General features: G+C 61.2%; 21 protein-coding genes. 13 read left to right on the forward strand and 8 right to left on the reverse strand.

Annotated elements, in window-relative coordinates:
* Window positions 1-118 precede the first annotated feature (118 nt).
* On the reverse strand, window positions 119-1,045 hold the full coding sequence (locus SMD27_RS00560; protein ID WP_320506391.1) for a DMT family transporter: 927 nt from the start codon (window positions 1,043-1,045) through the stop codon (window positions 119-121).
* A gap of 180 nt (window positions 1,046-1,225) precedes the next feature.
* On the opposite strand from SMD27_RS00560, the gene SMD27_RS00565 reads away from it, so the two are divergent.
* The 3 genes from SMD27_RS00565 (at window position 1,226) to SMD27_RS00575 (ending at window position 5,460) form a co-directional block, all read left to right on the forward strand.
* Window positions 1,226-2,632 (forward strand): aminotransferase-like domain-containing protein, encoded by a 1,407-nt coding sequence (locus tag SMD27_RS00565; protein WP_320506392.1) that lies wholly within the window; start codon window positions 1,226-1,228, stop codon window positions 2,630-2,632.
* Window positions 2,633-2,735: 103 nt separating this feature from the next.
* Window positions 2,736-4,955, forward strand: a complete 2,220-nt coding sequence (gene uvrB, locus SMD27_RS00570; RefSeq protein WP_320506393.1) for an excinuclease ABC subunit UvrB — start codon at window positions 2,736-2,738, stop codon at window positions 4,953-4,955.
* A 169-nt stretch (window positions 4,956-5,124) separates the two neighbouring features.
* The gene (locus tag SMD27_RS00575; RefSeq protein ID WP_379990886.1) at window positions 5,125-5,460 is read left to right on the forward strand and encodes a YbaK/EbsC family protein; all 336 of its coding nucleotides are present in this window, start codon (window positions 5,125-5,127) and stop codon (window positions 5,458-5,460) included.
* 21 nt (window positions 5,461-5,481) lie between these two features.
* Here the strand turns inward: SMD27_RS00575 and SMD27_RS00580 are convergent, their stop codons facing one another.
* On the reverse strand, window positions 5,482-6,303 hold the full coding sequence (locus SMD27_RS00580) for a phytanoyl-CoA dioxygenase family protein (protein WP_320506394.1): 822 nt from the start codon (window positions 6,301-6,303) through the stop codon (window positions 5,482-5,484).
* Window positions 6,304-6,395: 92 nt separating this feature from the next.
* On the opposite strand from SMD27_RS00580, the gene SMD27_RS00585 reads away from it, so the two are divergent.
* Complete coding sequence (locus SMD27_RS00585; RefSeq protein ID WP_320506395.1) at window positions 6,396-7,322, forward strand: LysR family transcriptional regulator; 927 nt, start codon at window positions 6,396-6,398, stop codon at window positions 7,320-7,322.
* Here SMD27_RS00585 and mprF read toward each other — a convergent pair.
* Window positions 7,319-9,913 (reverse strand): bifunctional lysylphosphatidylglycerol flippase/synthetase MprF, encoded by a 2,595-nt coding sequence (gene mprF, locus SMD27_RS00590; protein ID WP_320506396.1) that lies wholly within the window; start codon window positions 9,911-9,913, stop codon window positions 7,319-7,321. The two genes, SMD27_RS00585 and mprF, sit on opposite strands and share 4 nt — an antisense overlap.
* 511 nt (window positions 9,914-10,424) lie before the next feature.
* Between mprF and SMD27_RS00595 the strand changes: the two genes are divergently transcribed.
* The 5 genes from SMD27_RS00595 to mobB all read left to right on the forward strand — a co-directional run bounded on the left by SMD27_RS00595 (window position 10,425) and on the right by mobB (window position 15,632).
* Window positions 10,425-11,207 (forward strand): SDR family oxidoreductase, encoded by a 783-nt coding sequence (locus tag SMD27_RS00595; RefSeq protein WP_320506397.1) that lies wholly within the window; start codon window positions 10,425-10,427, stop codon window positions 11,205-11,207.
* Window positions 11,208-11,374: 167 nt separating this feature from the next.
* Window positions 11,375-11,782, forward strand: a complete 408-nt coding sequence (locus SMD27_RS00600) for a dihydroneopterin aldolase (RefSeq protein ID WP_320506398.1) — start codon at window positions 11,375-11,377, stop codon at window positions 11,780-11,782.
* Window positions 11,783-12,257: 475 nt separating this feature from the next.
* A complete protein-coding gene (uvrC, locus tag SMD27_RS00605) occupies window positions 12,258-14,405 on the forward strand; it encodes an excinuclease ABC subunit UvrC (protein ID WP_320506399.1) in 2,148 nt (715 codons plus the stop codon).
* A 99-nt stretch (window positions 14,406-14,504) separates the two neighbouring features.
* Window positions 14,505-15,080 carry a CDP-diacylglycerol--glycerol-3-phosphate 3-phosphatidyltransferase gene (gene pgsA / locus SMD27_RS00610; protein ID WP_320506400.1) on the forward strand — a complete coding sequence of 192 codons (576 nt, stop codon included), beginning with the start codon at window positions 14,505-14,507 and terminating at the stop codon, window positions 15,078-15,080.
* Between the two features lie 42 nt (window positions 15,081-15,122).
* Window positions 15,123-15,632: a molybdopterin-guanine dinucleotide biosynthesis protein B gene (gene mobB, locus SMD27_RS00615; RefSeq protein WP_320506401.1), complete on the forward strand. Its 510-nt coding sequence runs from the start codon at window positions 15,123-15,125 to the stop codon at window positions 15,630-15,632.
* Here mobB and SMD27_RS00620 read toward each other — a convergent pair.
* The 3 genes from SMD27_RS00620 to SMD27_RS00630 are packed head-to-tail and all read right to left on the reverse strand — an operon-like array spanning window position 15,629 to window position 18,728.
* A complete protein-coding gene (locus SMD27_RS00620; protein ID WP_320506402.1) occupies window positions 15,629-16,309 on the reverse strand; it encodes an HdaA/DnaA family protein in 681 nt (226 codons plus the stop codon). The genes mobB and SMD27_RS00620 overlap by 4 nt on opposite strands.
* A gap of 5 nt (window positions 16,310-16,314) precedes the next feature.
* Window positions 16,315-17,418, reverse strand: coding sequence for an AI-2E family transporter (locus SMD27_RS00625; protein ID WP_320506403.1), 1,104 nt, complete (start codon window positions 17,416-17,418; stop codon window positions 16,315-16,317).
* Window positions 17,415-18,728 (reverse strand): DUF2066 domain-containing protein, encoded by a 1,314-nt coding sequence (locus SMD27_RS00630; protein ID WP_320506404.1) that lies wholly within the window; start codon window positions 18,726-18,728, stop codon window positions 17,415-17,417. Before SMD27_RS00630 ends, SMD27_RS00625 begins: the two co-directional genes overlap by 4 nt.
* A 53-nt stretch (window positions 18,729-18,781) precedes the next feature.
* Between SMD27_RS00630 and purM the strand changes: the two genes are divergently transcribed.
* From purM to SMD27_RS00645, 3 genes are all read left to right on the forward strand, one after another.
* The gene (gene purM, locus SMD27_RS00635) at window positions 18,782-19,894 is read left to right on the forward strand and encodes a phosphoribosylformylglycinamidine cyclo-ligase (protein ID WP_320506405.1); all 1,113 of its coding nucleotides are present in this window, start codon (window positions 18,782-18,784) and stop codon (window positions 19,892-19,894) included.
* 12 nt (window positions 19,895-19,906) lie between these two features.
* Window positions 19,907-20,566, forward strand: a complete 660-nt coding sequence (gene purN, locus SMD27_RS00640; RefSeq protein ID WP_320506406.1) for a phosphoribosylglycinamide formyltransferase — start codon at window positions 19,907-19,909, stop codon at window positions 20,564-20,566.
* A gap of 122 nt (window positions 20,567-20,688) precedes the next feature.
* The gene (locus SMD27_RS00645) at window positions 20,689-20,820 is read left to right on the forward strand and encodes a hypothetical protein (protein ID WP_320506407.1); all 132 of its coding nucleotides are present in this window, start codon (window positions 20,689-20,691) and stop codon (window positions 20,818-20,820) included.
* 93 nt (window positions 20,821-20,913) lie between these two features.
* On the opposite strand, the gene ndk is transcribed toward SMD27_RS00645, so the two are convergent.
* Window positions 20,914-21,336, reverse strand: coding sequence for a nucleoside-diphosphate kinase (ndk, locus tag SMD27_RS00650; RefSeq protein WP_320506408.1), 423 nt, complete (start codon window positions 21,334-21,336; stop codon window positions 20,914-20,916).
* 183 nt (window positions 21,337-21,519) lie between these two features.
* Between ndk and SMD27_RS00655 the strand changes: the two genes are divergently transcribed.
* Complete coding sequence (locus tag SMD27_RS00655; RefSeq protein WP_320506409.1) at window positions 21,520-23,382, forward strand: ABC-F family ATP-binding cassette domain-containing protein; 1,863 nt, start codon at window positions 21,520-21,522, stop codon at window positions 23,380-23,382.
* An 11-nt stretch (window positions 23,383-23,393) separates the two neighbouring features.
* Here the strand turns inward: SMD27_RS00655 and SMD27_RS00660 are convergent, their stop codons facing one another.
* Entirely contained in the window at window positions 23,394-24,263 is an 870-nt protein-coding gene (locus SMD27_RS00660; RefSeq protein ID WP_320506410.1) for an aminotransferase class IV, read from the reverse strand.

The following is a 24,263-nucleotide window of genomic DNA, read 5'->3' on the forward strand; positions in this document are numbered from 1 at the left end:
TCTCGAACAGGCGGCGGCCCCAAAACGGCCCGGACCTTACTGCCGGCGCCCCAAAGGCGCAACCGCATTAGGGGCATATCTCCCCCCAAAAACCGCGGAGACAAGCTGAGAGGCGGAATTAAGCAAATTTACGGGCACCCAAAATGCAGCAGACGATGAGTCCCACGGCGATGAGCGCGCTCGGCGGCACAGTTTCGCCCAGGATGAGCGCGGCCAGGCCGAATCCGAGGAAGCCTTGGATGAGCTGTAACTGGCCGACCCGAGCGATGCCGCCCAATTTCAGCCCGTGATACCAGAAGAAGAAACCGATAAACATGCTGAACAGGCAGACATAGGCAAAGCCGAGCAACGGGCCGGGGCCGGCTTCCGCCACATGGGCCAGGCTCTCCCCCGTTTCCAGCCAGAGCCAGACGAAAAGTGGCAGCATGACCGGGAGCGACAGGACGAGTGCCCAGCAGATCACCTGCCAGGATCCCAGCCGCCGCGCCAGCACCGCCCCCTCGGCATAGCCGAGACCGCACAACAGCACCGCCAGCAACATATCGAAGTCCGCCGGCTGCAGACGAAGGTCGTGGCCGTCGCGCCAGCCCTGGATCAGGGCATAGGCCATGATGATCAGTCCCCCGCCAATCGCGAAAAGCCAGAAGAGCGGCTTCGGCCGTTCGCCACCGCGCAAAACCGCTGCGGTCGCCGTCATCAGCGGCAGCAGGCCGACAAAGACGATCCCGTGGCTCGCCGGCACCAGCTGCACGGCATAGGCGCTGAACAGCGGGAAACCCACCACCACACCGATCGCGACGATGACCAGCTGTCCCCACAGCCGAAGACCCGGCCAGGCCTGCCGTCGCAAGGCAAGCAGGCCCACGCTCATCAGACCGGCGATCGCAGCACGACCGGCGGTCACCAGGACAGGGTCGAAGGCACTGACGGCCAGACGGGTCGCCGGCAAGGAACCGGCGAAAATAGCGCAGCCGACGAAGCCGAAGGCAAGGCCGGCCCAAATATGCTGGTCATTGGCGGGCCGGGGATCTTTATCGTGAGGCAAAGTGCGCTCCTATCTGATGCATTGGGCCAGATAGCCAGTCCGCCAGCCGACCCGACAGGGTCGGCAATCCAGAACAGCATGACGCTGTACCGGCAACTGGACCGGTACAGTTTATAAATTTGGCAAGGAGCGTTCGCCAGCATTCCGCTACAATCCGGCCTGAACCAAAGGTGGACCGTTATGCTGGAACTGACATTGGACCGGGGCGAGAATCGCCCGTTGATCGACCAGCTTACCCAGGCGATCGCCGAACGGATCGACCAGCGGCACCTGCTGCCCGGCGTACGCCTACCGTCGATCCGCCAACTCGCCGGCATCGCGGGCGTCAGCAAATTCACCGTGATCGAGGCCTACGACCGGCTGGTCGCGCAGGGCTATCTGATCTCCCGTCCGGCCTCCGGCTTTTTCGTCGCCGGCCAGCGTCCTGCCCTCGATCTCAGCGAGCCCGTTGACCAGCGCGACCAGGCGATCGATCCGGTCTGGATCATGCGCCAAGCCCTGACGGTCGATCGCAAGACGCAGAAACCGGGCTGCGGCTGGCTGCCGCAAAGCTGGATGAATGAAGAGCAGTTGCGCCGCGCGCTCCGTCAATTGGCCGGCGCGCCGCAGAGCCAGTTGCTGGAATATAGCCGGCCGCTGGGCTACGCCCCGCTGCGCCAACAGCTGAGCCGGCGCCTTGCCGGCATCGATATCCCCGCCGAGCCCAATATGATCATGCTGACCGATAGCGGCAGCCAGGCGATCGACCTGCTGCATCGCTATCTGCTGCAACCGGGCGACACCGTGCTGGTCGATGATCCCTGCTATTTCAACTTCCTCGCTAATCTGCGCTGCCACCGGGTCGAGGTGGTTGGCGTACCGCGCCGGCCGGACGGTCCCGATCTCGACCAGATGACGCAACTGGCCGCGCGTTATCGGCCGAAGCTCTATCTCACCAATGCGGCCCTGCATAATCCGACCGGCGGCCTCCTCAGCCCGGCCGCGGCTCACCGTCTGCTGCAACTGGCCGAGGCGCATAATTTCGTCATCATCGAGGACGACATCTTCCTCGACTTCCAGGAACACCCCGGGCCGCGCCTCGCCTCGCTCGATCAGTTGCGCCGGGTGATCTATCTCGGCAGCTTTTCCAAAACGCTTTCGGCCGCAATCCGCTGCGGCTTCATTGTCGCCCATCCCGACCGCATGGTGGCCTTGACCGATATCAAGCTGGCGACAAGTTTCGGCAATAACGACGCTTCGGCGCAGCTGGTGCACCGGCTGTTGATCGATGGCAGCTATCGCAAACATGTCGAAACGATCCGCCGCCGCCTGCGCCAGGCCATGGCGCAATGCCAAAGGCGGCTGGAAGGCTGCGGCTTCACGCCCTGGCTTCAACCGGGCGAAGGCATGTTCCTGTGGATGCATCTGCCGGACGGGCACGATTCCGCCGCCCTTGCGAAGGCAGCCTTGCAACACGATATCGTCTTGGCGCCGGGTGACGTGTTCAGCGTCACCCGGAGCTGTGCCGGCTTCATGCGGTTCAATGTCGCCCAGAGCAGCAATCTCCGCCTGTTCGAGATCCTGCAGCGGCAACTGACGCGCAAGTGACAAATGACACGCAACTGACAAGTCGCCAGCCCTGCATCAGGCACAAGGCCCGTCTTCGGCGGGACATCTTCAAACCTCGATACCAACAGGTTATAACCGACCTATGAAACAACCGCTTCATGTCGATCCGATCATCGAGGAACGCCCGATCACAACCGCCCAGCCGACCGGCGGCAAGCCGTTCAAGCTGGTTTCGGATTACAAGCCAGCCGGCGACCAGCCGCAGGCCATTGCCGAACTGATCCAGGGCATCGAACAGCAGGACCGCGACCAGGTGCTGCTCGGCGTGACCGGCTCGGGCAAGACCTTCACCATGGCCCATGTCATCCAGAAGGTGCAGCGGCCGGCTTTGATCATGGCGCCGAACAAGACCCTGGCGGCGCAGCTCTATGGCGAGATGAAGAGCTTCTTCCCCGAGAACGCGGTGGAATATTTCGTCTCCTATTACGACTATTACCAGCCGGAAGCCTATGTGCCCCGCACCGATACCTATATCGAGAAGGAATCCTCGCTGAACGAACAGATCGATCGCATGCGCCATGCGGCGACGCGCTCTTTGTTCGAACGGCGCGACGTGGTAATCGTCGCCTCGGTTTCCTGCATCTATGGTATTGGCGCGCCGGAAACCTATTCCACCATGACCATCACGCTGAAGACCGGCGATATGGTGAATCTCAACGAATTGCTGCGGCGATTGGTGGAGCTGCAATACAAGCGCAATGAGGCGGCCTTCTATCGCGGCACCTTCCGGGTCAAAGGCGACAGTTTGGAACTGTTCCCAGCCCACTTGGAGGACCGCGCGTGGCGCCTGTCGCTGTTCGGCGATGAGATCGAAGCGATCTATGAGTTCGATCCCCTGACCGGGGAGAAGGTGGCGCAGCTCGATGAGATCAAGATCTACGCCAACAGCCACTATGTCACGCCGAAGCCGACCCTGACCCAGGCGATCAAGCTGATCCGCGAGGAGCTGAAGATCCGCCTGGCGGAATTGAATGCCGAGAACAAGCTGTTGGAGGCCCAGCGCCTGGAACAGCGGGTCAATTTCGACATGGAAATGATCGAGGCGACGGGCAGCTGCGCCGGCATCGAAAACTATTCGCGCTATCTGACGGGCCGGCGTCCCGGCGAGCCGCCGCCGACCCTGTTCGAGTATCTGCCGGAAGACGCGTTGCTTTTCACCGATGAAAGCCATGTCACCGTGCCGCAGATCGGCGGCATGTTCAAAGGCGACTATGCGCGCAAATCGACGTTGGCCGAATACGGCTTCCGCCTGCCCTCCTGCTGCGACAACCGGCCGCTTAAATTCGAGGAATGGGAGCGCATGCGGCCGCAGACTGTGCATGTTTCAGCGACGCCCGGCGCCTGGGAATTGCAGCGGACCGGCGGTGTCTTTGCCGAACAGGTGATCCGCCCCACCGGCCTGATCGATCCGGTCTGCATCATCCGCCCGACCGAATATCAGGTCGATGATGTCATCGCCGAATGCAAGGACGCGGCGACCAAGGGCGAACGCGTCCTTATCACCACGCTGACCAAGCGGATGGCCGAGGACCTGACCGAATACATGCACGAAGCGGGCATTCGCGTCCGCTACATCCATTCGGATGTGGAGACGCTGGAGCGCATCGAGATCATCCGCGACCTGCGGCTGGGCGCCTTCGACGTGCTGATCGGCATCAACCTGCTGCGGGAGGGATTGGACATTCCGGAATGCGCCCTTGTTTGCATCCTGGATGCCGACAAGGAAGGCTTCCTGCGCTCGAAGACCTCGCTCGTACAGACCATCGGCCGCGCGGCGCGTAACGTCGATGGCCGCGTCATCCTTTATGCCGATACTATGACGGAAAGCCTGCAATATGCGATCGATGAGACCGACCGCCGCCGCGAGAAACAGCAGGCCTATAACGCCGCCAATGGCATAACGCCGGAATCGGTTAAGAAGCAGATCGGCGATATCCTGCAATCGGTCTATGAAAGCGATCACGTCACCGTCGATACCGGCCTCGCCGGCGAATCGCATCTGATCGGCCACAATTTGAAGGCGACCATCGCCGATCTCGAGAAGAAAATGCGCACCGCCGCCGCCGAATTGGAATTCGAGGAAGCGGCGAGGCTGCGTGACGAGATCAAGCGGCTGGAAGCGATCGATCTTGGCATCCCGGTCGATTACAACGGCGGCAGCAAGCTCTCCGCCCCCGGCTCGCCCTATAACAACCGCGACAAGCCGGGCAAACCATCGATGGGCAGCACGGTGCGGGGCCGCTCGGTCGGGGGCCGTGCCGGCTCCAATGCCGGCAAGAAGGGGCCGCGCAAGCGCCGTTGACCTGATGCAGAACGCTTTCGAATGAAGACAGCATGTCGAAGGTGACACGCGCGACACAGATGCTGCAGAAAGCTGGCATCGCCTTTCGCTTCAAAGCTACGATTACGATCCCGATGCGGACAGTATCGGGCTGCAAGCTGCGGCGGCAATCGGCGAGGCTCCTAGCCGCGTGCTTAAGACGCTGATGGCCCTCGTTGATGGCAAGCCGGTCTGCGTCATCCTGCCGTCCGATCGGGAAGTGGCGATGAAGAAGCTTGCAGCCGCAGTCGGCGGCATATCCGCCCAAATGATGAAGCCGGCCGATGCCGAGCGCATGACAGGTTACAAGGTCGGCGGTATCAGCCCGTTGGGCCAGACGCGCAAGGTACGAACCGTCATCGAAGAGACGGCACTTGGCAACGAGTATGTTTACGTCAATGGCGGGCAGCGTGGATTGCAATTACGCATCGATCCGCGCGCCATCCTGGATCTCCTTGAGGCGCTGGCCGCGCCAGTCGCCGCCTAACTAGGTAAGCGACGTGACGAGTTAGGCGTCTACCGCATTGCTGCTGCGCCAAACTGTCGGAAACCAATCCTCACGCAGCTTCTCACCATCGCGCTGGTCGATGCCGGGAAAAGGTGGCGAGGTGCGTCCGGGGCGTTGGATGTAGACCGCATCATCGCCGAGAAACCGTGCTGAGAAAGCACGCCGCCGGCCGGTACCGGTATTGCCGGCAGCACCATGCACCGTGCGGTAATTGAAGATGATAGCATCGCCCAGCTCCATTGCCGGCGCGAGGATATCGAACGCGCCCGATTCCACATCGGGCATATCCATGAAGTCTTCGTCATTGGCATAGAAGTCTTCCCCGCCGGCCCAGCGTTTCGGCCGCACCAGTTTCGGCCAGAGATGCGAGCCGAGCACCAGACGCAGGGTATTTGCCTCGGTCACCGGGTCGAGCGGGATCCAATAGCTCGCCGTCTGCATGCCGGTCACGCAGTAATAGGGCATGTCCTGATGCCAGGGCGTCTTCTTTGCCGTTCCCGGCTCCTTGACCAGCAAATGGTCATGGAAAATCTGTGAGGCCGAGCTGCTCATCAGACGACCGGCAATTTCGCCAGCCGGCGAGTCGCGCATAAAGTTTTCGAACTGGGGAATGCGCTGCCAGTTGCAGTAATCGTCGAAGAATCGGCCGCCGCCTTCGCCAGGTCGGACGTTCTCGGCGCCATAGGGGCCGGGTGCCGCCATATTGCTGGCGCAGCCCTCGCGCAGGATATCGATCCAATCGGGGAAGACGCCTCGTAGCAGGAGCGCACCATCCCGTTGATAGGCAGCGATCTGGTCCGGGCCAATATCGGCAGCAATCATTGCAATCCTCGTCTCATTGCTTGGCGCCATCATTGCCGCAACCGTGCTATCATGAGAAATATATGATATTGATGCTTTGGCATAAGGTTTAGATGATACCCTTCACCTTTCGGCAGCTCGATTATTTCGTCGCTACGGCAGAGCACGGAAATGTCAGCGCGGCGGCGCGGGCGCGGCATGTGGCACAGCCGGCGGTCTCCATGGCAATCAGCCAGTTGGAGGAGCTGCTGGGAGAAAAACTGTTTCATCGACAGGCAGGGCGCGGTCTTTTTCTTACGCCGGCCGGACGGCGCTTGTTGGACCAGGCACGCGATCTGCTCAGTCTCGCCAACGGAATCTCGAGCGGCGCCGCTGCTCGCCCGGGTCCGCTGAAAGGGCGCCTCTCGCTGAGCTGCTTCAAGGATCTCGCACCCTATATTGTCCCACGGCTACTGGCCGGCTTCCGTCGCCAGCATCCCGATATCAACCTCAATCTGATCGAAGGCGATTTCGCGGCAGTGCGGGACAGCCTGCTGCAGGGGCGGGCCGAACTGGCTATCACTTATGAGCTCGGCACCACTGGGGAGATGAACCGCCGGGTCCTGGCTGAATTGCCGCCTTATGCTTTGCTGCCGCCAAATCATCCTTTGACCAAGCGGCGCAAGGTGTCCCTTGCCGCCCTCGCCAAGGAACCCCTGATCCTGGAAGACATGGCGCAGTCGCGGGAATATTTCATGTCGCTGTTCTGGGCCTATGGCCATCAGCCGCAGATCAGCCAGTATACGCAGACTTTCGAGATGCAGCGCGGCTTGGTTGCCCATGGCTGCGGTGTCGCGCTTTCCTGCACCCGTCCGGCCGGCGATCGTAGTTACGACGGGTTGCCGATCGCCTGCCGGCCGATCGTGGAAAAGCTGACCCCACAGCAGGTCGTCCTCGCCCAGCTCGATGGCGCCGCGTTATCGCCTTTGGCCGCAGCTTTCGTCACTTGGGTGCGGCAAACCGAAGCGCGGCCAAATCGATCTCGCTCTGGTGAAATCTAGTTTTTAGCCCGACCGCTGGTGATGAGAGCGGCGATATCGATCAGCGTGGTCGGCAGTTTACCGATCGGATAAGCGAGATAGGACGCTTCCCAAACAGGAGAGAAGCCCTGTTTGAAATCCTGCAGGGCCTGCCAATCCGGCAAATTGTAACCGTGATGGAAAGCGTGTCGATCCAGCCGCCCCCAAAGCGGCGACAAGTGATGATCGGGCTGGGCCGGCACGGGCGCCATGCCGAGATCGAACCAGCGATATCCCTTTGCTTTGGCCCAATTCATCACCTCGATCAGCAGCATCGGCATCACCGAGGCGGGAACATCCGGCGCGTAGCGGAGCAGGTCCACGGAACATTCCTCGTCGCCGCCGCACCATAGATTGGCGAAGGCGGCGATCCGGCCATCGAGCCGCAGCACAGCAACGGGGCAGCGCGCGATATAGTCCCGCGAGAAGAAGCCGAGCGTCACGTGCTGCTCCTTCGCCTGATGCTGCTCCAGCCAGGCATCGGAAATCGTCGCCAGGTCTGCCATGATCTGGTCGACAGTGTCCGCCGGATGAAATTCGCAAACCGCACCGCGCGCCACCATCTCGGCATGGGCCTCGCGCAAGGCAGGCGCCAGCGCCTCTTGCGTGAAATCAAGTAAAGACACGCGGGCCCGTTCGCCGATCTCCGTCACCTGCAGGCCGAGATCGAGGTAAAGCGGCAGGCAGTCCGACCGGATATCGAAGAAAGCCACCTCGCCCCGGTCGCGATCGGCCAGATCGCGGAAATCCCAGATAAGATCGATCCAGGCAGATCGCGGTCCGACCGGATCGCCAATTGCAATCCAGCTGCGGCCGCGCTGGGCATACATGATGAAACTGTTGTCATCCGGCCCGAAGAGGAAGCGCTTGTCACCAGTTAAAGCGAGATGGGCCCCGGCCCGCGAGGCATTGCCGACAATGGAGCGGATGCGGCGCAAATCCACCGCTTTGTTCGGCTTTGGCCGTTGCAGCAAACCAATGCCGTGCCACAGGGCGATCATGGCCAAGGTCAGCAAGGCGGCCACGACCGCGCGCAATGAACGTGGCGCATCCCGGCGCAAATCGAATTCCATCAGGGCCATCTGGTTATAGTCGAGATGGCGGTAGATGAAAGTCAGCAGCCAGCCCATTCCCAGCACGACCAGAAGGATTGCCATGATCCAGCCGGCGGTGAAACGCTGATCGATCAACCGCGCGGTCCGGTAGAATTCCGATTTGCAAGGCAGCAAGGCGAGGCACAGCAGGCCTAACAGGGCCGTGAGCTCATATTCCAATCCCTTGACCAGCGCCAGCGCCGCCCCCAGAGCGAGCAGAATTTCCGTCAACCACCAGGCGGCAACCAAACGCCGCGACAAACCGCGTCCCAGGAGCAGCAAGGCGGCGCCGATCATCGCCACCAGCACATGGGCGGTCTCGATGACGGCCTGGGGGAAATAGGTGCTGACCCACATCAATCGCCACCCCGACGAGGGCAAGGCGTCGGAAGCGAGAGTCACTGCGCCGGCAAGGAAGGTCAACAGGCCGAAGACCAGCGGCGCGGAACTTGATCCATATTGGGCAAAGCTTTCGGTCAATTCGCGCAGGCGACCGCGATGGCGCGTCACCTCGGCAATGGCGACGGCCACGCCACCGAAAACAAGCGGCAGGAAATAATAGACGAAACGGAACATCACCAGGCCGCTGACCATTGCCGGCAGAACCGCCGGGGCGGGCTGTATCAGCAGCAGCATCGTCGCTTCGAAGACGCCGAGGCCGCCGGGAACGTGGCTGGTGACACCGATCGTCATGGCGATGGCGAACAGGCCGATCAGCGTGGGATAGCTGATATGCAGGCCGGCCGGCAGGAAGACATAGAGCACAGCGCCCATACAGGCCACATCCACCAGCGAGAGCAGGGTCTGCGGCAGCAGATGGCGGGTATCCGGCATATCGACCTGGCGGCCGAACAGGCGCAACGGACCGACATGAACCATGCGCCAGATGAAGACAGCCGCGGGTCCCGACAACAAGAGCACACCGACCGTCCGCACCAACCATTGCGGGATCATCGACATTTGCGTTTCCGCTAGGCTGGGATCGAGCACGAAGGAAAGCCCGAGCAGGATGCAGGTCGCCATGCCGAAGGTGGCGGAAAAGGAGAGATGCACCTTCATCGTATCGGCGAAGGTCAATCCTTCCGCCATGTAGTAGCGCGCCCGCAGCGCACCGCCGATGAGGATGGAAAAGCCGGTCGAATGCGCGACCGATTGGGCGATATAGGAACCTAGGGCTGCGCGCCGGAAGGAGATGCGCTTGCCCGTCGAACAGAGGGCGACATAGTCCTGGAGGGCCAAGGCGAGAAAGCTCGACACTGTCAGGCCACAGGCAATCAGCAATGTGCGCACCGGAATGGCGCCAATCTCATGACGAATCTGCGAAAAGCGGATCGTCGCTACGCTGTGGTGGATGGTCCAGACGGCGAGGGCGAAAAGCCCTACTGCCAGCAGCGGCACCAAAAAGCGTGATGCCATCGGCCACCACCGGCTGAACCAGGCATCGGACAGTTTGGCGGGGCGTTCTTCAAGCTCGGTCATTGGCACTCACGTGACCATCCGGTGCAGACGCCAATGCTAGCGGGGAGCGGCGTAGCGCCAGCCGAAAAACAAAGAACCGATGAGCCCGCCAGATGGGTCATGCGAAATCGTACCTACCCTTCATCCCAGTCGTGTCGATCTGACCGACCGGTTTCCGCGACGTAAAGCCACCGCAACAGACACTGGCGACGGCCAGCTCCACCTGCTGGTCGGCATATGCCAGTGCCGCATGACCGGATTGTCCGAAAACGAACGCCCCCAGTAAATGTGCCGCCCCGGCTTAATAATCCAGTGCGACCGCCGATCCAGGCTGCAAATCGATTGCCCGTGAAACCAGCCGGACCGCTTTATCCCGCCCTATTCTGTCAGGACTCTGACTTAGATAGGCATTTTACGTGCTCTTTCTATAGTTAACAGGTCGCCGTGAAAAGACTGGCGAGAAGGCGGCGGCAGAGCAAAAGGCGACGCCCCCGACCTTGCATCGCCGGGGATATCTGGCAGGATGCCGGCCATGTCGCAAAATGCTGCACAATCGATACAGAAAATCGCGCTGGTGACAGGCGGGGCCAAGCGCCTCGGCCGCGCCATCGCCCTGGCTTTGGCAGGACAGGGTTGGGATATCGCGGTTCATTACCATCGATCGGCAAACGAGGCCGAAGAGACGGCTGCGGAAATCCGCCGTCTGGGTCGCCGTTCTATGCTCATTCAGGCCGACCTTAGCCGTGAGAGTGAAGTAGAGACGATCCTGCCGCAGGCAGCGGAAAAGCTCGGTCCGGTCACCTGCCTGGTGAACAATGCCTCGGTATTCGAGATGGATAAGGTGGAGACCGCCACCCGGGACAGCTGGGACCGGCATATCGAGACCAATCTGCGCGCCCCGCTGGTCCTGTCACAGGCTTTTTCCCGGCAACTGCCCGAAGATGCCGAGGGCAATATCATCAACATGCTCGATCAGCGGGTCTGGAAACTCACGCCCTATTTCCTTAGCTATACGGTAGCGAAGATGGGTCTGTGGACACTGACCCGCACGCTGGCTTTGGGCTTGGCACCGAAGATCCGGGTCAATGCCATCGGCCCGGGCCCGACCTTGGCGAGCCCGCGCCAGAGTGCGGAACAATTCGCCGCGCAATCGGCAGCCATGCCGCTCGGCCACGGCGCCAGCGCCGAGGAAATTGCCGCGGCGGCCCTTTATATTCTGTCCGCCCGGTCGATGACCGGACAGATGATCGCCTTGGATGGTGGCGAGCATCTCGGCTGGCAAGTGCCGGGCAAAGGCTTCCAGCCAAAGGAATAGCCGGATGACGAGCTTCGCCGATATACCGGCCGTCGCCGGGATCGATTTGGACGTTCGTTTCGTCAGGCGCGTAACAGCGTCTTGTTTGATGGGCCCCAGAGTGCGGCCCTCTAATCCAGCCCCAGGGTGCGGCGTCTACTTAAGGCCTGAGGAGGGCCTTCAAGCCTATGAGCCAAGCTGAACGAATCACGCCGTTACCGGCGTCTGCCAACCAGCGCACCCTGAAAGTCTTCGTGCGTGATCTGGTCCTGCCATGTCGCATCGGCGTTTACAGCCATGAGAAACTGGGCGAACAGCGGGTTCGCATCAATCTTGAACTGACCTGCACCGAACACCCGGCGATCAACGACGAACATGTCAATGTGGTCTGTTACGACCAGATCATCACCGGCATCAAACACATGATTGGCGTCGAGCATATTAATCTGGTGGAGACCTTAGCCGAGCGCATCGCCGCGCTCTGCCTGCAGGACCATCGGGTGCAACAGGCGAAGGTCCGCGTGGAAAAGCTCGATGTCTTTGCGGAAGCCGAGGCGGTCGGAGTGGAAATTGAACGTCAGCGCCTTGCGCGCTGACTTCGAATGTCGTTTTCAAGCTTTTCGGTCGGATTCCAGCGATTGTTAAAGCAAGGGCGCAAAAAGCCAATGCAATCAGCGCCCTTGCTGCCCTTCCTGACAGAAGTTGTTCACACCAAGCGTGCTCGAGTCCGAAGTCGTTTACAGAGTCAAGGCGATTCGCTTTTGTGACTCTTTCTTTTCCTGGGCCTCATTAAATTTTTATATTATTCAATAACTTAGAATTTCGTGCCTAAATTTTGGGCATATAGGGAAAATGGCGGTTTTCCGGCGCCTGGAGAAACTGCCCCAAATGTTACTGACAGAATTATCCACAGGAATCGTGGATATCTGAGGAACTTGTCGAGGAAGCGACGTAGCCTTAACTTGCAGATCGCCGAATCTGCGAATGGTCCATATTTATGTGACGATTTTGCGACATTCCTCCGGGACCCGTATGGCCCCCTGACGACGATGAAGACGATTAACCATGATCATGCAGGACGATACGAGCGGCGGCCGGGAGAAGACTGGTCCAGGTGAACCGGAATTCGAGCCGGAGGTGGAATCTGGACTCGAAGCCGCCGTCGAGACGGCCGATCCTGAAGATCAGGACGAGGCGGAGCTTCCGGTGTTATCCGGCCGGCTTGCCTCCGGCGTCGCTGTCATCCGCGAGAAGGCCCGTACCCTGCCGGGCAGTCCAGGCTGCTATCGCATGCTGAATGCCCAGGGCGATGTGCTCTACGTAGGCAAGGCGAAGGACCTGAAGAAGCGGGTTACTTCCTATACCCAGCCCTATCGGCAGCCGATGCGCCTGCAGCGGATGATCGCCGAAACCGCGACCATGGAATTCGTCACCACCCATACCGAGGTGGAAGCGCTCCTGCTCGAAGCCAATCTGATCAAGCGCTATATGCCGCGTTACAACGTGCTGCTGCGCGATGATAAGAGCTTCCCCTATATCCTGATCACGGCGGACCATCCGGCGCCGCAGATTGCCAAACATCGTGGCGCCCGCAACCGCCCCGGCGAATATTTCGGCCCCTTCGCCTCGGCCGGTGCAGTGAACCGGACCATCGTTGCCTTGCAGCGCGCCTTCCTGCTGCGCCCGTGTTCCGACAGCATTTTTGCAAGCCGGACCCGGCCTTGCCTGCAATACCAGATCAAGCGCTGTTCCGCCCCCTGCGTGAAGCGCATCAGTGAGGAGGACTATGCCGAGCTGGTGCGCGAAGCGCGCGATTTTCTCACCGGGAAGAGCCGCGATGTGCAGAACCGGCTGGCCCAGGAGATGCAGAGCGCCAGCGACGCCTTGGAATTCGAACGCGCTGCCAAACTGCGCGACCGTATCCAGGCGCTGACGATGATCCAATCGCGCCAGGACATCAACCTGATCGATATCGAAGAAGCCGATATCATTGCCGCCGTGCAGGAAGGCGGGCAGAGCTGCATCCAGGTCTTCTTCTTCCGCAACGGCAGCAATTATGGCAGCCGGGCCTATTTCCCGGCTCACGACAAGCAGGCCGCCCTGCCCGACATTCTTGCCGCTTTCATGGGGCAGTTTTACGAAAACAAAACGCCGCCCCGCATGATCCTGGTGAGCGACATGCCGGCAGAAGCCGATCTGCTGACCGATGCGCTCAGCCTGCGGGCCGGCGGCAGAGTGGAGATCGTCGAGCCGAAACGCGGCGATAAGCGCAAACCAGTCGAACATGCCTTGCTGAACGCACGCGAGGCTTTGGCTCGCCGCAGCGCAGAAAGCAGTTCACAGCAGAAATTGATGCGTGGGGTGGCATCCGTCTTCGGTCTGGAACAGGCACCGAAGCGGATCGAGGTTTATGACAACAGCCATATCTCCGGCACCAATGCCTATGGCGCCATGATCGTCGCCGGACCTGAAGGCTTCCTGAAAAACCAATACCGCAAGTTCTCGATCAGGCAGCATATCGAGAAGAATCCCGGTAACGACAATCACGAAAAGGCTGCCACGGCAGAGGCTAGCCCCACCGAAGAGCCCGGTGGCCTGTTGCAGGTGGCCGAAGAGGATGCACCGGATTTCAGTGATCCGTCAGCGATTACGGGAATCCCCGGCCTGACCGAAGATATCGTTGCCGGCGACGATTACGGCATGATGCGGCAGGTGCTGATGCGCCGCTTCGGTCGGGCATTGAAGGAAGATCCAGACCGCCAGCGCGGCACTTGGCCCGATCTGGTCCTGATCGATGGCGGGCAAGGGCAGTTGCAGGCGGCATTGGATGTCTTCGCCGAATTGGGCATTAGCGACGTCACCGTGGCGGCGATCGCCAAGGGGCCGGACCGCAATGCCGGACGCGAACGGTTTTTCATGCCCGACCGCGACCCATTCAGCTTGGACATGAAGGACCCGGTTCTCTATTACCTCCAGCGACTGCGCGATGAATCACATCGCTTCGTGATCGGCACCCATCGCGCCAAGCGGTCAAAACAGATCGGCCAATCACTGCTCGATGAGGTGCCTGGCATCGGCGCCAAGCGCAAAAAGGCCCTGCTGCTGCATTTCGGCTCGGCCCGGGCGGTGGCCCGTGCCGGTCTCGCCGATCTCTGCGAAGTCGAGGGCATCAGCGAAGCTGTCGCGCGCAAAATATACGACCACTTTCACGGCGGTTGATCAGGGCGAATAACGGCCAGTCTGCGACGTCCAGGCTATATGACAGGCTAGGGTCTTCCTGCTATGGTGCGGCGACGTTTGCCAAGGGATGCAGCCACCATGACGAGCTTGCCGAACATTCTGACCTTGTCGCGGATTGCTGCGATTCCGCTAATCGTCGCGTTCATGTACATGAACGCACCGTTCTGGTCCTGGCTGGCGTTGATTCTCTATGCCATCGCCTGCATTACCGATTTCTTCGACGGGTATATTGCGCGCCGGATGGAGAAGGTGTCGCCGCTTGGCCGTTTCCTGGACCCGATTGCGGACAAGTTGCTGGTCGCTGCGATCATCCTGGTGCTTGTCGCGACTCATCATATTGCCGGCTGGGCAACCTTGGCGGCGCTGATCATCCTGTGCCGTGAAATCCTGGTCAGCGGCTTGCGGGAATTCCTGGCGGAATTGCGGGTCGGCGTCCCTGTCAGCATCTTGGCGAAGTGGAAAACCATGGCGCAGATGCTGGCGCTCGGCTTTCTCATTATCGGTGCCTTCGGTCCGGCACAGATCGACTGCGAGTTGATCGGCGAAATCCTGCTCTGGATCGCGGCAGCGCTGACCCTGATCACCGGTTACGACTATCTGCAGGTCGGCCTGCGCCATATGGCGGTCGACGACCGGGGCGGCGGTGCTGCCTGATCAAGAGTCTGACCATTGCAGTGATCTGGTGACGAACACGAGATGAAAATTCTCGGCCTGACCGGCTGGAGCGGTGCCGGCAAGACGACATTGATGGTGCGGTTGATTCCTGAGCTGGTTTCGCGCGGGCTCAAGGTTTCCACCATGAAACACGCCCATCACGCTTTCGACGTCGACAAACCCGGCAAGGACTCCCACCGGCATCGTGAAGCCGGCGCCACGGAAGTTCTGGTGTCGTCGGAACATCGCTGGGCCTTGATGCACGAACATCGCGGCGAGCCGGAACCGAGTTCGGTCGAGCTGATGCGGCACATGACGCCGGTGGACCTGCTGCTGATCGAAGGCTTCAAGCGTGACCCGCATGACAAGCTGGAGATCTACCGTCCGGCGCTCGGCAAACCCCTGCTGTCAACCGGCGATCCCAGCTTCGTTGCCGTCCTTTCGGACGCCCCGGTGCCGGAAACCCAGCTGCCTTTGATCAATCTCAATGATATCGCCGCCATTGCCGATTTCATTCAGCACCACTGGCAGCTTTATCCGCGACAGCGCTAAGCGTCCTGATCCATGTCGCTATCCCGGCCGATGATTTCCCGCACCAGGGGTAAAGTCACCCGCCGCCGGCTGGAGAGAGCTGCCCGATCGACCGCCGCCACGCTTTGGGCAGCGGCGGCGAAAGATCTTTCAATATGGCGAGTCAGGAAATTGATCACGTCATCGCTGACCGTCAGCTGACGATCGGCAAAATGCTTGATCAGAATGGCGGAGAGTAGCTTGTCGTCAGGCGCTGCAACGGCGATCGCCGGGATCGCTGCCAGCCGGGAAGCGAGATCCGGCAGCGTCGCCGGCCAGCGTGCCGGTGCAACCTGACTGAGCAACAGCAAATAGCCCTCCTGCTCGCGCAGCCGGTTGAGGAAATGGAATAAGGCGACCTGTTTCTCCTGCGGCAATACCATATCGCCGATTTCTTCCAGGATCACCGAGGCCCGGTGTGGCAGGACCGAGGCATCCGCCGTTGTGAGAAACTGCGCCGATGATCGGGCCTGCCAGACATGCGCCAGATGAGTCTTGCCACAACCGGCCGGGCCGTGAATGGCGAGCACCCGGCCCGGCCAGTCGGGCCAACGGTCGAGCCAGGCGACAGCATCGCGATTGCTGTCGGAGACGACGAAATCGGCGGCGCCGAGCGCCGGGCGAAACGGCAGATCGAGAGCAAGCTGGGCACCAGTCATTGCGATTACTCTTCTGGCTGGTCCGGTCTCAGGATGGTGCCAGACGGCGCCGCTTCCGGCCCTAGATAAAGCGTACTATGCCGGTAGTGCGCGGCGGCGAAACGCACCAGCACGCCGATCGCCGCAGCCGCCGGGACGGCCAAGAGCAAACCGAGAAACCCGAAAAGCGCGCCACCCGCGAGCAAGGCGAAAATGATCCAGACCGGATGCAATCCAACCCGGTCGCCAACCAGCTTGGGGGTCAGGAGATTGCTCTCCAATATCTGACCGACCAGGAACACGCCGGCCACCATGGCGATATGCGTCCAATCGGAAAACTGTGCCAAAGCAATGGCGATGCCCGTGATGAAGCCAGTCATCGCGCCGACATAGGGGATGAAAGTCAGCAACCCGGCGAGGAGACCAACCACGATACCGAAAGGCAGGCCGACGAGAGCCAGGGTCACAGCGTAGAAGACACCGAGCGTCAAGCACACCATCGCCTGGCCGCGAGCGAACCCGGCCAATGTGCGGTCGACCTCGCGGAATTGGCTGCGGATCGCGAGCAGGTGCTGGCGCGGCAGCAGACCGTCGATACGCGCGACCAGTACGTCCCAATCCCGCAGCAGATAGAAGGTGACTACGGGCGTGATGAAGACGAGTGACAGCAAATTGGCCAAGGCGAGACCTTGGCCCAGCAATTGTTGAGCCGCTTGCGCCAGCCAATTGACCGCCGCGCCGAGCCGCGATTGCGCTATAGTGTTCAACTCGGAGACCGGCGGCAGATTGAAGCGATGCCGGAAAGCTTCGTAGATAGGTATTAAACGCTCCTGAGCGCGATGCACCAGATCAGGCAAGCTGGAAAGAAAATTACTGATCTCCTGCAGCAGCACAGGCGCCAGCGACAAGAGGATGATCACGACCACGAGAAGAGCAATCACTGTGACCACACTGGTTGCCCAAGTGCGGGATAATCCCCAGCGCTCCAGCTGGTCGCAGAACGGATCCAGGACATAAGCCATCGCCATGCCGGCGACGAACGGCAAGAGGATGCCGCGCAGCAAGTAAAGCAGGACGATAAAGACGGCTAGAGCGATCAGCCAGGTTCGTATCTGCCGCGCTGGGCTCACTGCGGCACCGCCGGTTGATCGGAGACAGCCGGCTGGTCGGACGGCGCAGCATCAGGCGCGCCCCCATCCGGCGCAGCTGCGGCAGGCGCCGTTTCATTGGATTGCGTGTTGGAGGGTGCGGCGACCGGTACCGCCGCGTTTCCCGGCGCCAAAGCAAGCGTGCCCGACCCGCTGCCGGTATCGCTCAACACCAGGGCGTTCTGCGTCAGGCTCCGCGAAAATTGCGCGGCGTCACCGACATAGGAAACGTCAATCACCGCCATTGAAGGCTTCAAGCTGACCAGGCGGACGCTTCGCAATAAGTTGACGCCAGCCAGGCGCTTCTTGATTTCAACCCATTGCTTGAGATTGGCGACCGGAACGTCGATCGTCATTTCATGCTGCTGATTGGGATTCAGCAGATTTTCGCTCTTCCAGGCCTGATTGATCTGCGCAGCGACGCGATCGGCCCCTTGTGCCAGGAGCTGATCGACGTTATCCGCCGGTCCGCTGAGCGTTTCCTGATAGGTCCGGGTGCCGCCGACGCCATATTGCGTCACGCTGATATTCAAGCCGCGCTGCCCATCCTGCCCCGCCGGAGACAATTTCGCCTCAGTCACCAGGATGTCGCCGGCGCCGTAGCGCTGCGCCAATTGTCCCAGCCGGCCGCGATCGCCCGCCAGGGCCTGGGTTGCGCTCACCGTATTGCTATCCTCGAGATCGCCAGTCGGCGCGACGAGTGGCACCAGGCCGCCTGAGGCGGGGCGTGTTGCCCAGGCATGGAGCCATTGATTATTGGCACCCCAAAGAACGCTCGTTCCCGTTTCGTCGGTAAAGATCGGCACCACCAGCATCTTCTTGGATGGCGCCTGGGCGAAATCGACGCCACTTTGCGCCAGGAAGTCGCGAACCGGCTGGGCCAGGAAACGGAAGGTAAATCGGCCGATATAGTGGGTCGCCGAGGTCTTCTCGTCCTCGATCTCGAAATCCTGCACCCAGCTGCCGATCGTGTTGTCATCGGGCAGCGTCAGGCTGGCGGCGCGGTCGGGCGGTGCGATATTGCTGATCACCTTCTGCAAGGCGAGGCGCTGGCCCTGCACCAGCGCCTGATCGCGCAAGGTGGCGATATTGCCGGTCAGATCCACCGTGATGCCGTTGGCAGTATAAAGATCGGCCTGCTGCGCCAAAGCCGGGCTGATAACAGCGGGCAGGACCACTGCCGGCAAAGCGCCGAAAAGTGCCGCACATAGCCCGCTTGCCAGAAAAAATGCATGTCGGCGGCGTCGGTTGCAACGCCCTGTCGACTGCCCGGCGATAACTGTCACACCCATTGCAAACCGCCCCGAAACCAGTATTGTCCAGCCGAGCCTTATAGCCCGAAACCATGGAGGATGCCATAACCAGCGGCGCAAGCAGCAAGGGACGCGGTGAAGCCGGCAATGGCCTGACCTATCGCGATGCCGGGGTCGATATCGATGCCGGCAATGCGTTGGTCGAAGCGATCAAGCCATTGGCCAAGGCGACCGCGCGCAGCGGTACAGCTGCGGGCCTGGGTGGTTTTGGCGCTTTCTTCGATCTCAAGGCCGCAGGTTACAGCGATCCCATTCTGGTGGCGACGACGGATGGCGTCGGCACCAAGCTGAAGGTCGCCATCGATGCCGGTCAGCACGACACTGTCGGCATCGATCTCGTCGCGATGTGCGTCAACGACCTGGTGGTCCAGGGCGCAGAACCGCTGCTCTTCCTCGATTATTTCGCGACCGGCAAGCTGGATGTCAGCGCCGGCACGGCCATCGTCAAAGGCATTGCCGATGGTTGTCATCAGGCGGGTTGCGCGCTGATCGGCGGCGAGACAGCAGAAATGCCCGGCATGTATGCCAAGGGCGATTACGATCTCGCCGGCTTTGCCGTCGGCGCGGTGGAGCGCGGCCAGGCGATCACCGGCGACATGGTCGCCGAGGGCGATGTGATCCTGGGCCTCGCCTCAAGCGGGGTACATTCCAACGGCTATTCACTGGTTCGCAAGGTCGTCGAGCGCAGCGGTCTCGGCTATGACGCGCCCGCACCTTTCGCGCCTGGAAAGTCGCTGGGTGCGGCCCTGCTGACCCCGACGCGGATCTACGTGAAAAGCTGCCTCGCCGCGATCCGCGAGACGCGCGCCGTGAAAGCTTTGGCGCATATTACCGGCGGTGGCCTGCTGGAGAATATCCCCCGTGTTCTGCCGGACAATCTGCAGGCCGAAATCGATGCTGGCGCCTGGTCGCTGCCGCCGGTTTTCCGCTGGCTGGCCAAGACCGCCGGGATCGAGGCGCAGGAACTGAGCCGGACCTTCAATTGCGGCATCGGCATGATCCTGGTGACGGCACCGGACCAGGCAGAGAAAGTGAGCACGATCCTGCAGCAGCATGGTGAAACCGTGCACCAGATCGGCAAGATCAGCCGACGCGCCGCCGGCGCTGCGGGTTGCATCGTCACCAAGACCGATTCCTGGCCGTAAGGCTCTCCTCCGATGACGAAGAAGCTGCGACTGGCCGTGCTGATTTCAGGTCGCGGCAGCAATCTGCAGGCGATTCTCGATCAATTCGGCCCGGCTATTGCCGATAGCCCCATCGAGATCGTTCTCGTCCTGTCTAATCGGTCCGACGCAGCCGGCCTGGCGCGGGCAGAAAAGGCCGGCGTCAGAACCGAAGTGATCGATCACCGGCAATTCCCGGACCGGGCCAGCTTCGATACAGCAATGGACACCCGCATCCGCGCGGCCGGTGCGGAACTCGTGGCTTTGGCGGGATTCATGCGCCTGCTGACGGACGATTTCATCCATGCCTGGCGCAATCGAATGATCAATATCCACCCTGCTCTGCTGCCCGCATTGAAGGGGTTGCATACCCACGAGCGGGCTTTGAACCGGGGCCTGAAACTGCATGGCTGCACCGTGCATTTCGTGCGCCCCGAGATGGATACCGGCCCAATCATCGCCCAGGCTGCCGTGCCGGTCCTGCCGGACGATACACCCGACAGCCTGGCGGACCGGGTCTTGGCAGCGGAACACCAGCTTTATCCGCACGCCCTGCGGTTGATTGCCGCAGGCAAAGTCCAGGTGGAGGGAGAAGTTGCCAAGGTCGAGCAGGCAGCGACTTCCGACTGTCTGATCAATCCGCCGCCGATATGATTCGGGCCTCCAGGCCTGATTCCATCCAGTGTCGAATCCGTGCCCTCTCGCCGGGATTGCAAGCGGCCCGGCCCTCGGGTAAAAATTCGGCCATATCGTTTTCAGTTTCTCGGGAGCACACCATGTCGTCTTCGATCAACGATCAGATTCTGGCCAGTCGTCAGCAGACCTGGAACGGCTTCTGCAAGCTGATGCTTTGGGGCGCCATCCTGGCCGCCATCTCGGTTGCCGTTGCTGTTGCTTTTGCTTACTGAACACGGCTCAAGGACAAACAAAAAGGCGCCGGATCGCTCCGGCGCCTTTTTCATTCGCCTAAGGGGCTGTGAACCCGGGCAGCGTGAGCCGGTTCAACCGACCAGTTCGAGACCGCTGAAGAAATAGGCCACTTCGATCTTGGCGTTTTCGGCCGAATCCGAGCCGTGCACCGAATTGGCTTCGATCGACTCCGCGAAATCCTTGCGGATCGTGCCGGCAGCGGCATTGGCCGGATTGGTGGCGCCCATGACGTCACGATACTTCGTTACGGCATTGTCGCCTTCCAGGACCTGAACGACGACCGGGCCGCTGGTCATGAAGCTCACCAGGTCGTTGTAGAACGGGCGCTGGGCATGAACTTCGTAGAACTTTTCCGCCTGCGCCTTGGTCAGCTGAATGCGCTTCTGCGCGACAATGCGCAGGCCCGATTCCTCGATACGGGCATTGATCTTGCCGGTCAGATTGCGGCGGGTCGCATCCGGCTTCAGGATCGACAGGGTACGTTCGGTTGCCATCGTCAACAGACTCCTCATTGCGTAACTGGCGCAGGCTTATATAGAGTTCGGTCCCGAGCCGCAATGCTGCCATTGCAATGCAACAATCGCACGTTAACCACTGTTACCAGCTCTTCGGCCGCTCCCAGTTTGGGGCGTAGAGGCCTGAGCATATAGCCAGCGAGTGCCGAGAGCCTTCCTTCAATGCTGACCATTTCGGACCTGACATATCGCATTGCCGGCCGCTCCATTCTGAGCGGCGCCTCACTCAGCCTTTCCGCCGGTCAGCGAGCCGGGCTGGTAGGCCGCAACGGCACTGGCAAGTCGACGCTGCTGAAGCTGATTTCCGGGCAATTGCAGGCGGATTCGGGCGAGATTCGCATGGCCGGCAACAGCCGCATCGGCATGCTGTCCCAGGAGGCCCCGAGCGGTCCGGAGAGCTTGCTGGACACGGTCCTGGCTGCCGATACCGAGCGGGCGGCCCTCCTGACCGAGGCGGAGCATTGCAGCGATCCCTCGCGGATCGCCGACATCCATCAACGGCTGAGCGATATCGGCGCCCATGCCGCGCCGGCCCGTGCGGCCGAGATCCTGCATGGCCTCGGCTTCGATGCCGAGGCCCAGGCCCGGCCCTGCGCCGATTTTTCCGGCGGTTGGCGGATGCGCGTAGCCTTGGCGGCGGTGCTGTTCTCGGCGCCGGATCTCCTGCTGCTCGACGAGCCGACCAACCATCTCGATCTCGAAGCGACGCTTTGGCTGGAAGATTATCTGCGGCGCTATCCCCACACGATCCTAATCGTCAGTCATGACCGCGACCTGCTGAACAAGGCGGTCGATCGCATCGTCCATCTGCATGACCAGAAGCTCACGCTCTATGGCGGCAATTACGATACCTTCGAACGAACCCGAGCCGAAAAGCTGGCGCTGCAATCGGCCACGGCCGCCAAGCAGGAAGCGCAGCGCAAGCATATGCAGGCTTTCGTCGACCGCTTCCGCTACAAGGCCAGCAAGGCGCGCCAGGCGCAGTCGCGGCTGAAGGCGCTGGCCAAATTGCCGCCAATCACCGCGACGGTGGAAGAGCGCGGCATCGAATTCGATTTCCCGGTGCCGGCCGAATTGCCGCCGCCGCTGATCACGCTCGACAAGGTCGATGTCGGCTACGAGCCGGACAAGCCGATCTTGAAGCGCCTCGATCTGCGGCTGGATCCGGATGACCGCATCGCCCTCCTGGGCTCGAACGGCAATGGCAAATCGACCTTCGTCAAGCTGCTGGCTGGACGTCTCGCCGCCATGAGCGGCGAGATGCGCCGGTCATCGAAATTGCGGGTCGGCTATTTCGCCCAGCATCAGGCCGAGGAACTCGACTTGCAGGCGACACCGCTGCAGACGATGGAGCGGCTGGCGCCAAATCTCACCGCCCAGCAATGCCGTGCGCATCTCGGTCGTTTCGATTTCGGCGTCGAAAAGGTAGAGACCAAGATCGCCCATCTGTCCGGCGGCGAAAAAGCCCGGCTGCTGCTCGCGCTGATGAGCCATAGCGCGCCGAATATCCTGCTGCTGGACGAACCGACCAACCACCTGGATATCGATTCCCGGCGCGCTCTGGTGCAGGCCATCAACGACTTTGCCGGCGCGGTCGTGTTGATCAGCCACGATCCGACCTTGATCGAGCTGACCATCGACCGGCTCTGGCTGGTGAAAGATGGAACCTGCCGGCCGTTCGAGGGTGATCTCGACGATTACCGGAAATTGCTGGAAAGCGCCAACCAATCCGCCGCGCGCGGTTCGACACCGGCGGATTCCAACCGCAAGGAACAGCGGCGACAGGCCGCTGGCGATCGCAGTGGAAGATCGCAGCTTAAGAAGACCGCAGAGCAATCTGGCATCGCCGTCGAGAAATACACCCAGGCGCTGAAGCTGATCGAGGACAAGCTGGCCGATCCCAACTTCTACAGCGAGCCGGCCGAGCGTGTCGCCGAATGGCAGAAGAAACATGCCGATGTGCAGCGTCGGCTGGCTGAAGCGGAAGAAGCCTGGCTCGAGGCGCAGATGGCGTTGGAAGAATAACGGCCGGCGGTTCAGTCGATGACGATATTTTCCAGCAGGACGCGCAATTCCTGAGCCCTCGTCGATTCCGGCAATGCCAGATCGTCGATTTGTGAGAGCGGCATCAGACCCATCAGGCTATTGGTGACGAAGGCTTCATCGATCCCCGGCAGGTCGGAGGGCAGCAGCGTCTTTTCGAAGACCTCATATCCCGCGGCAGCGGCGTGTTGCAGAACGAGATGCCGCTGAATGCCATCGAGAACACCGTCGCTAAGCGGCGGCGTTTGCAGCCGGCGCCCGCGGATGATAAAGAAATTCGCCCGGCTGGCGCAGCAGATGGCCCCTGCATTGTTGCACATCAAACCTTCGTCGACTCCTCTCGCCACCGCTTGCTGCAGGGCCAGCACATTGTCCAGGTAGTTGAGGCTTTTCAGTCGCGACAATGGCGATCCTTCATTGCGCCTGATATCGACAATAGAGGCGGCCAAGGCGGTCTGGGCGGGCGGATGATAGGGGACCGCCGTCATCAGCAAATGCGATTGCGGCTCGTCCGGCGGCAACAAGCCGCGGCGCCCTATCCCGCGCGTCAAGGTGATGCGCAACGCTGCCAGATCCTGCCGCAACCCCAAGGCCGCGAGCAGGTCATCGACCGCAACGGCGATGCCGGGCGCATCGAGCGGTAAAGGAATGCCCAGCAGGTCGGCGCTCCGGGCGAGGCGCTGGAGATGTAGTTCCAGATGCTCCGCCTGTCCCATACGCACCAGCACCGTCTCGAACAGGCCATCGCCGAGCAGCAATCCGCGATCGGCGGGATCGATACGCGCGGCGGGGCGATCCAGCAGGATGCCGTCCAACCAGACCAGATCTTGCCGCTCCATGGCCTCGCCTACCGGTGCGGTCAT

This window comes from Dongia soli, assembly GCF_034044715.1.
Taxonomy (GTDB): Bacteria; Pseudomonadota; Alphaproteobacteria; order Dongiales; family Dongiaceae; genus Dongia_B; species Dongia_B soli.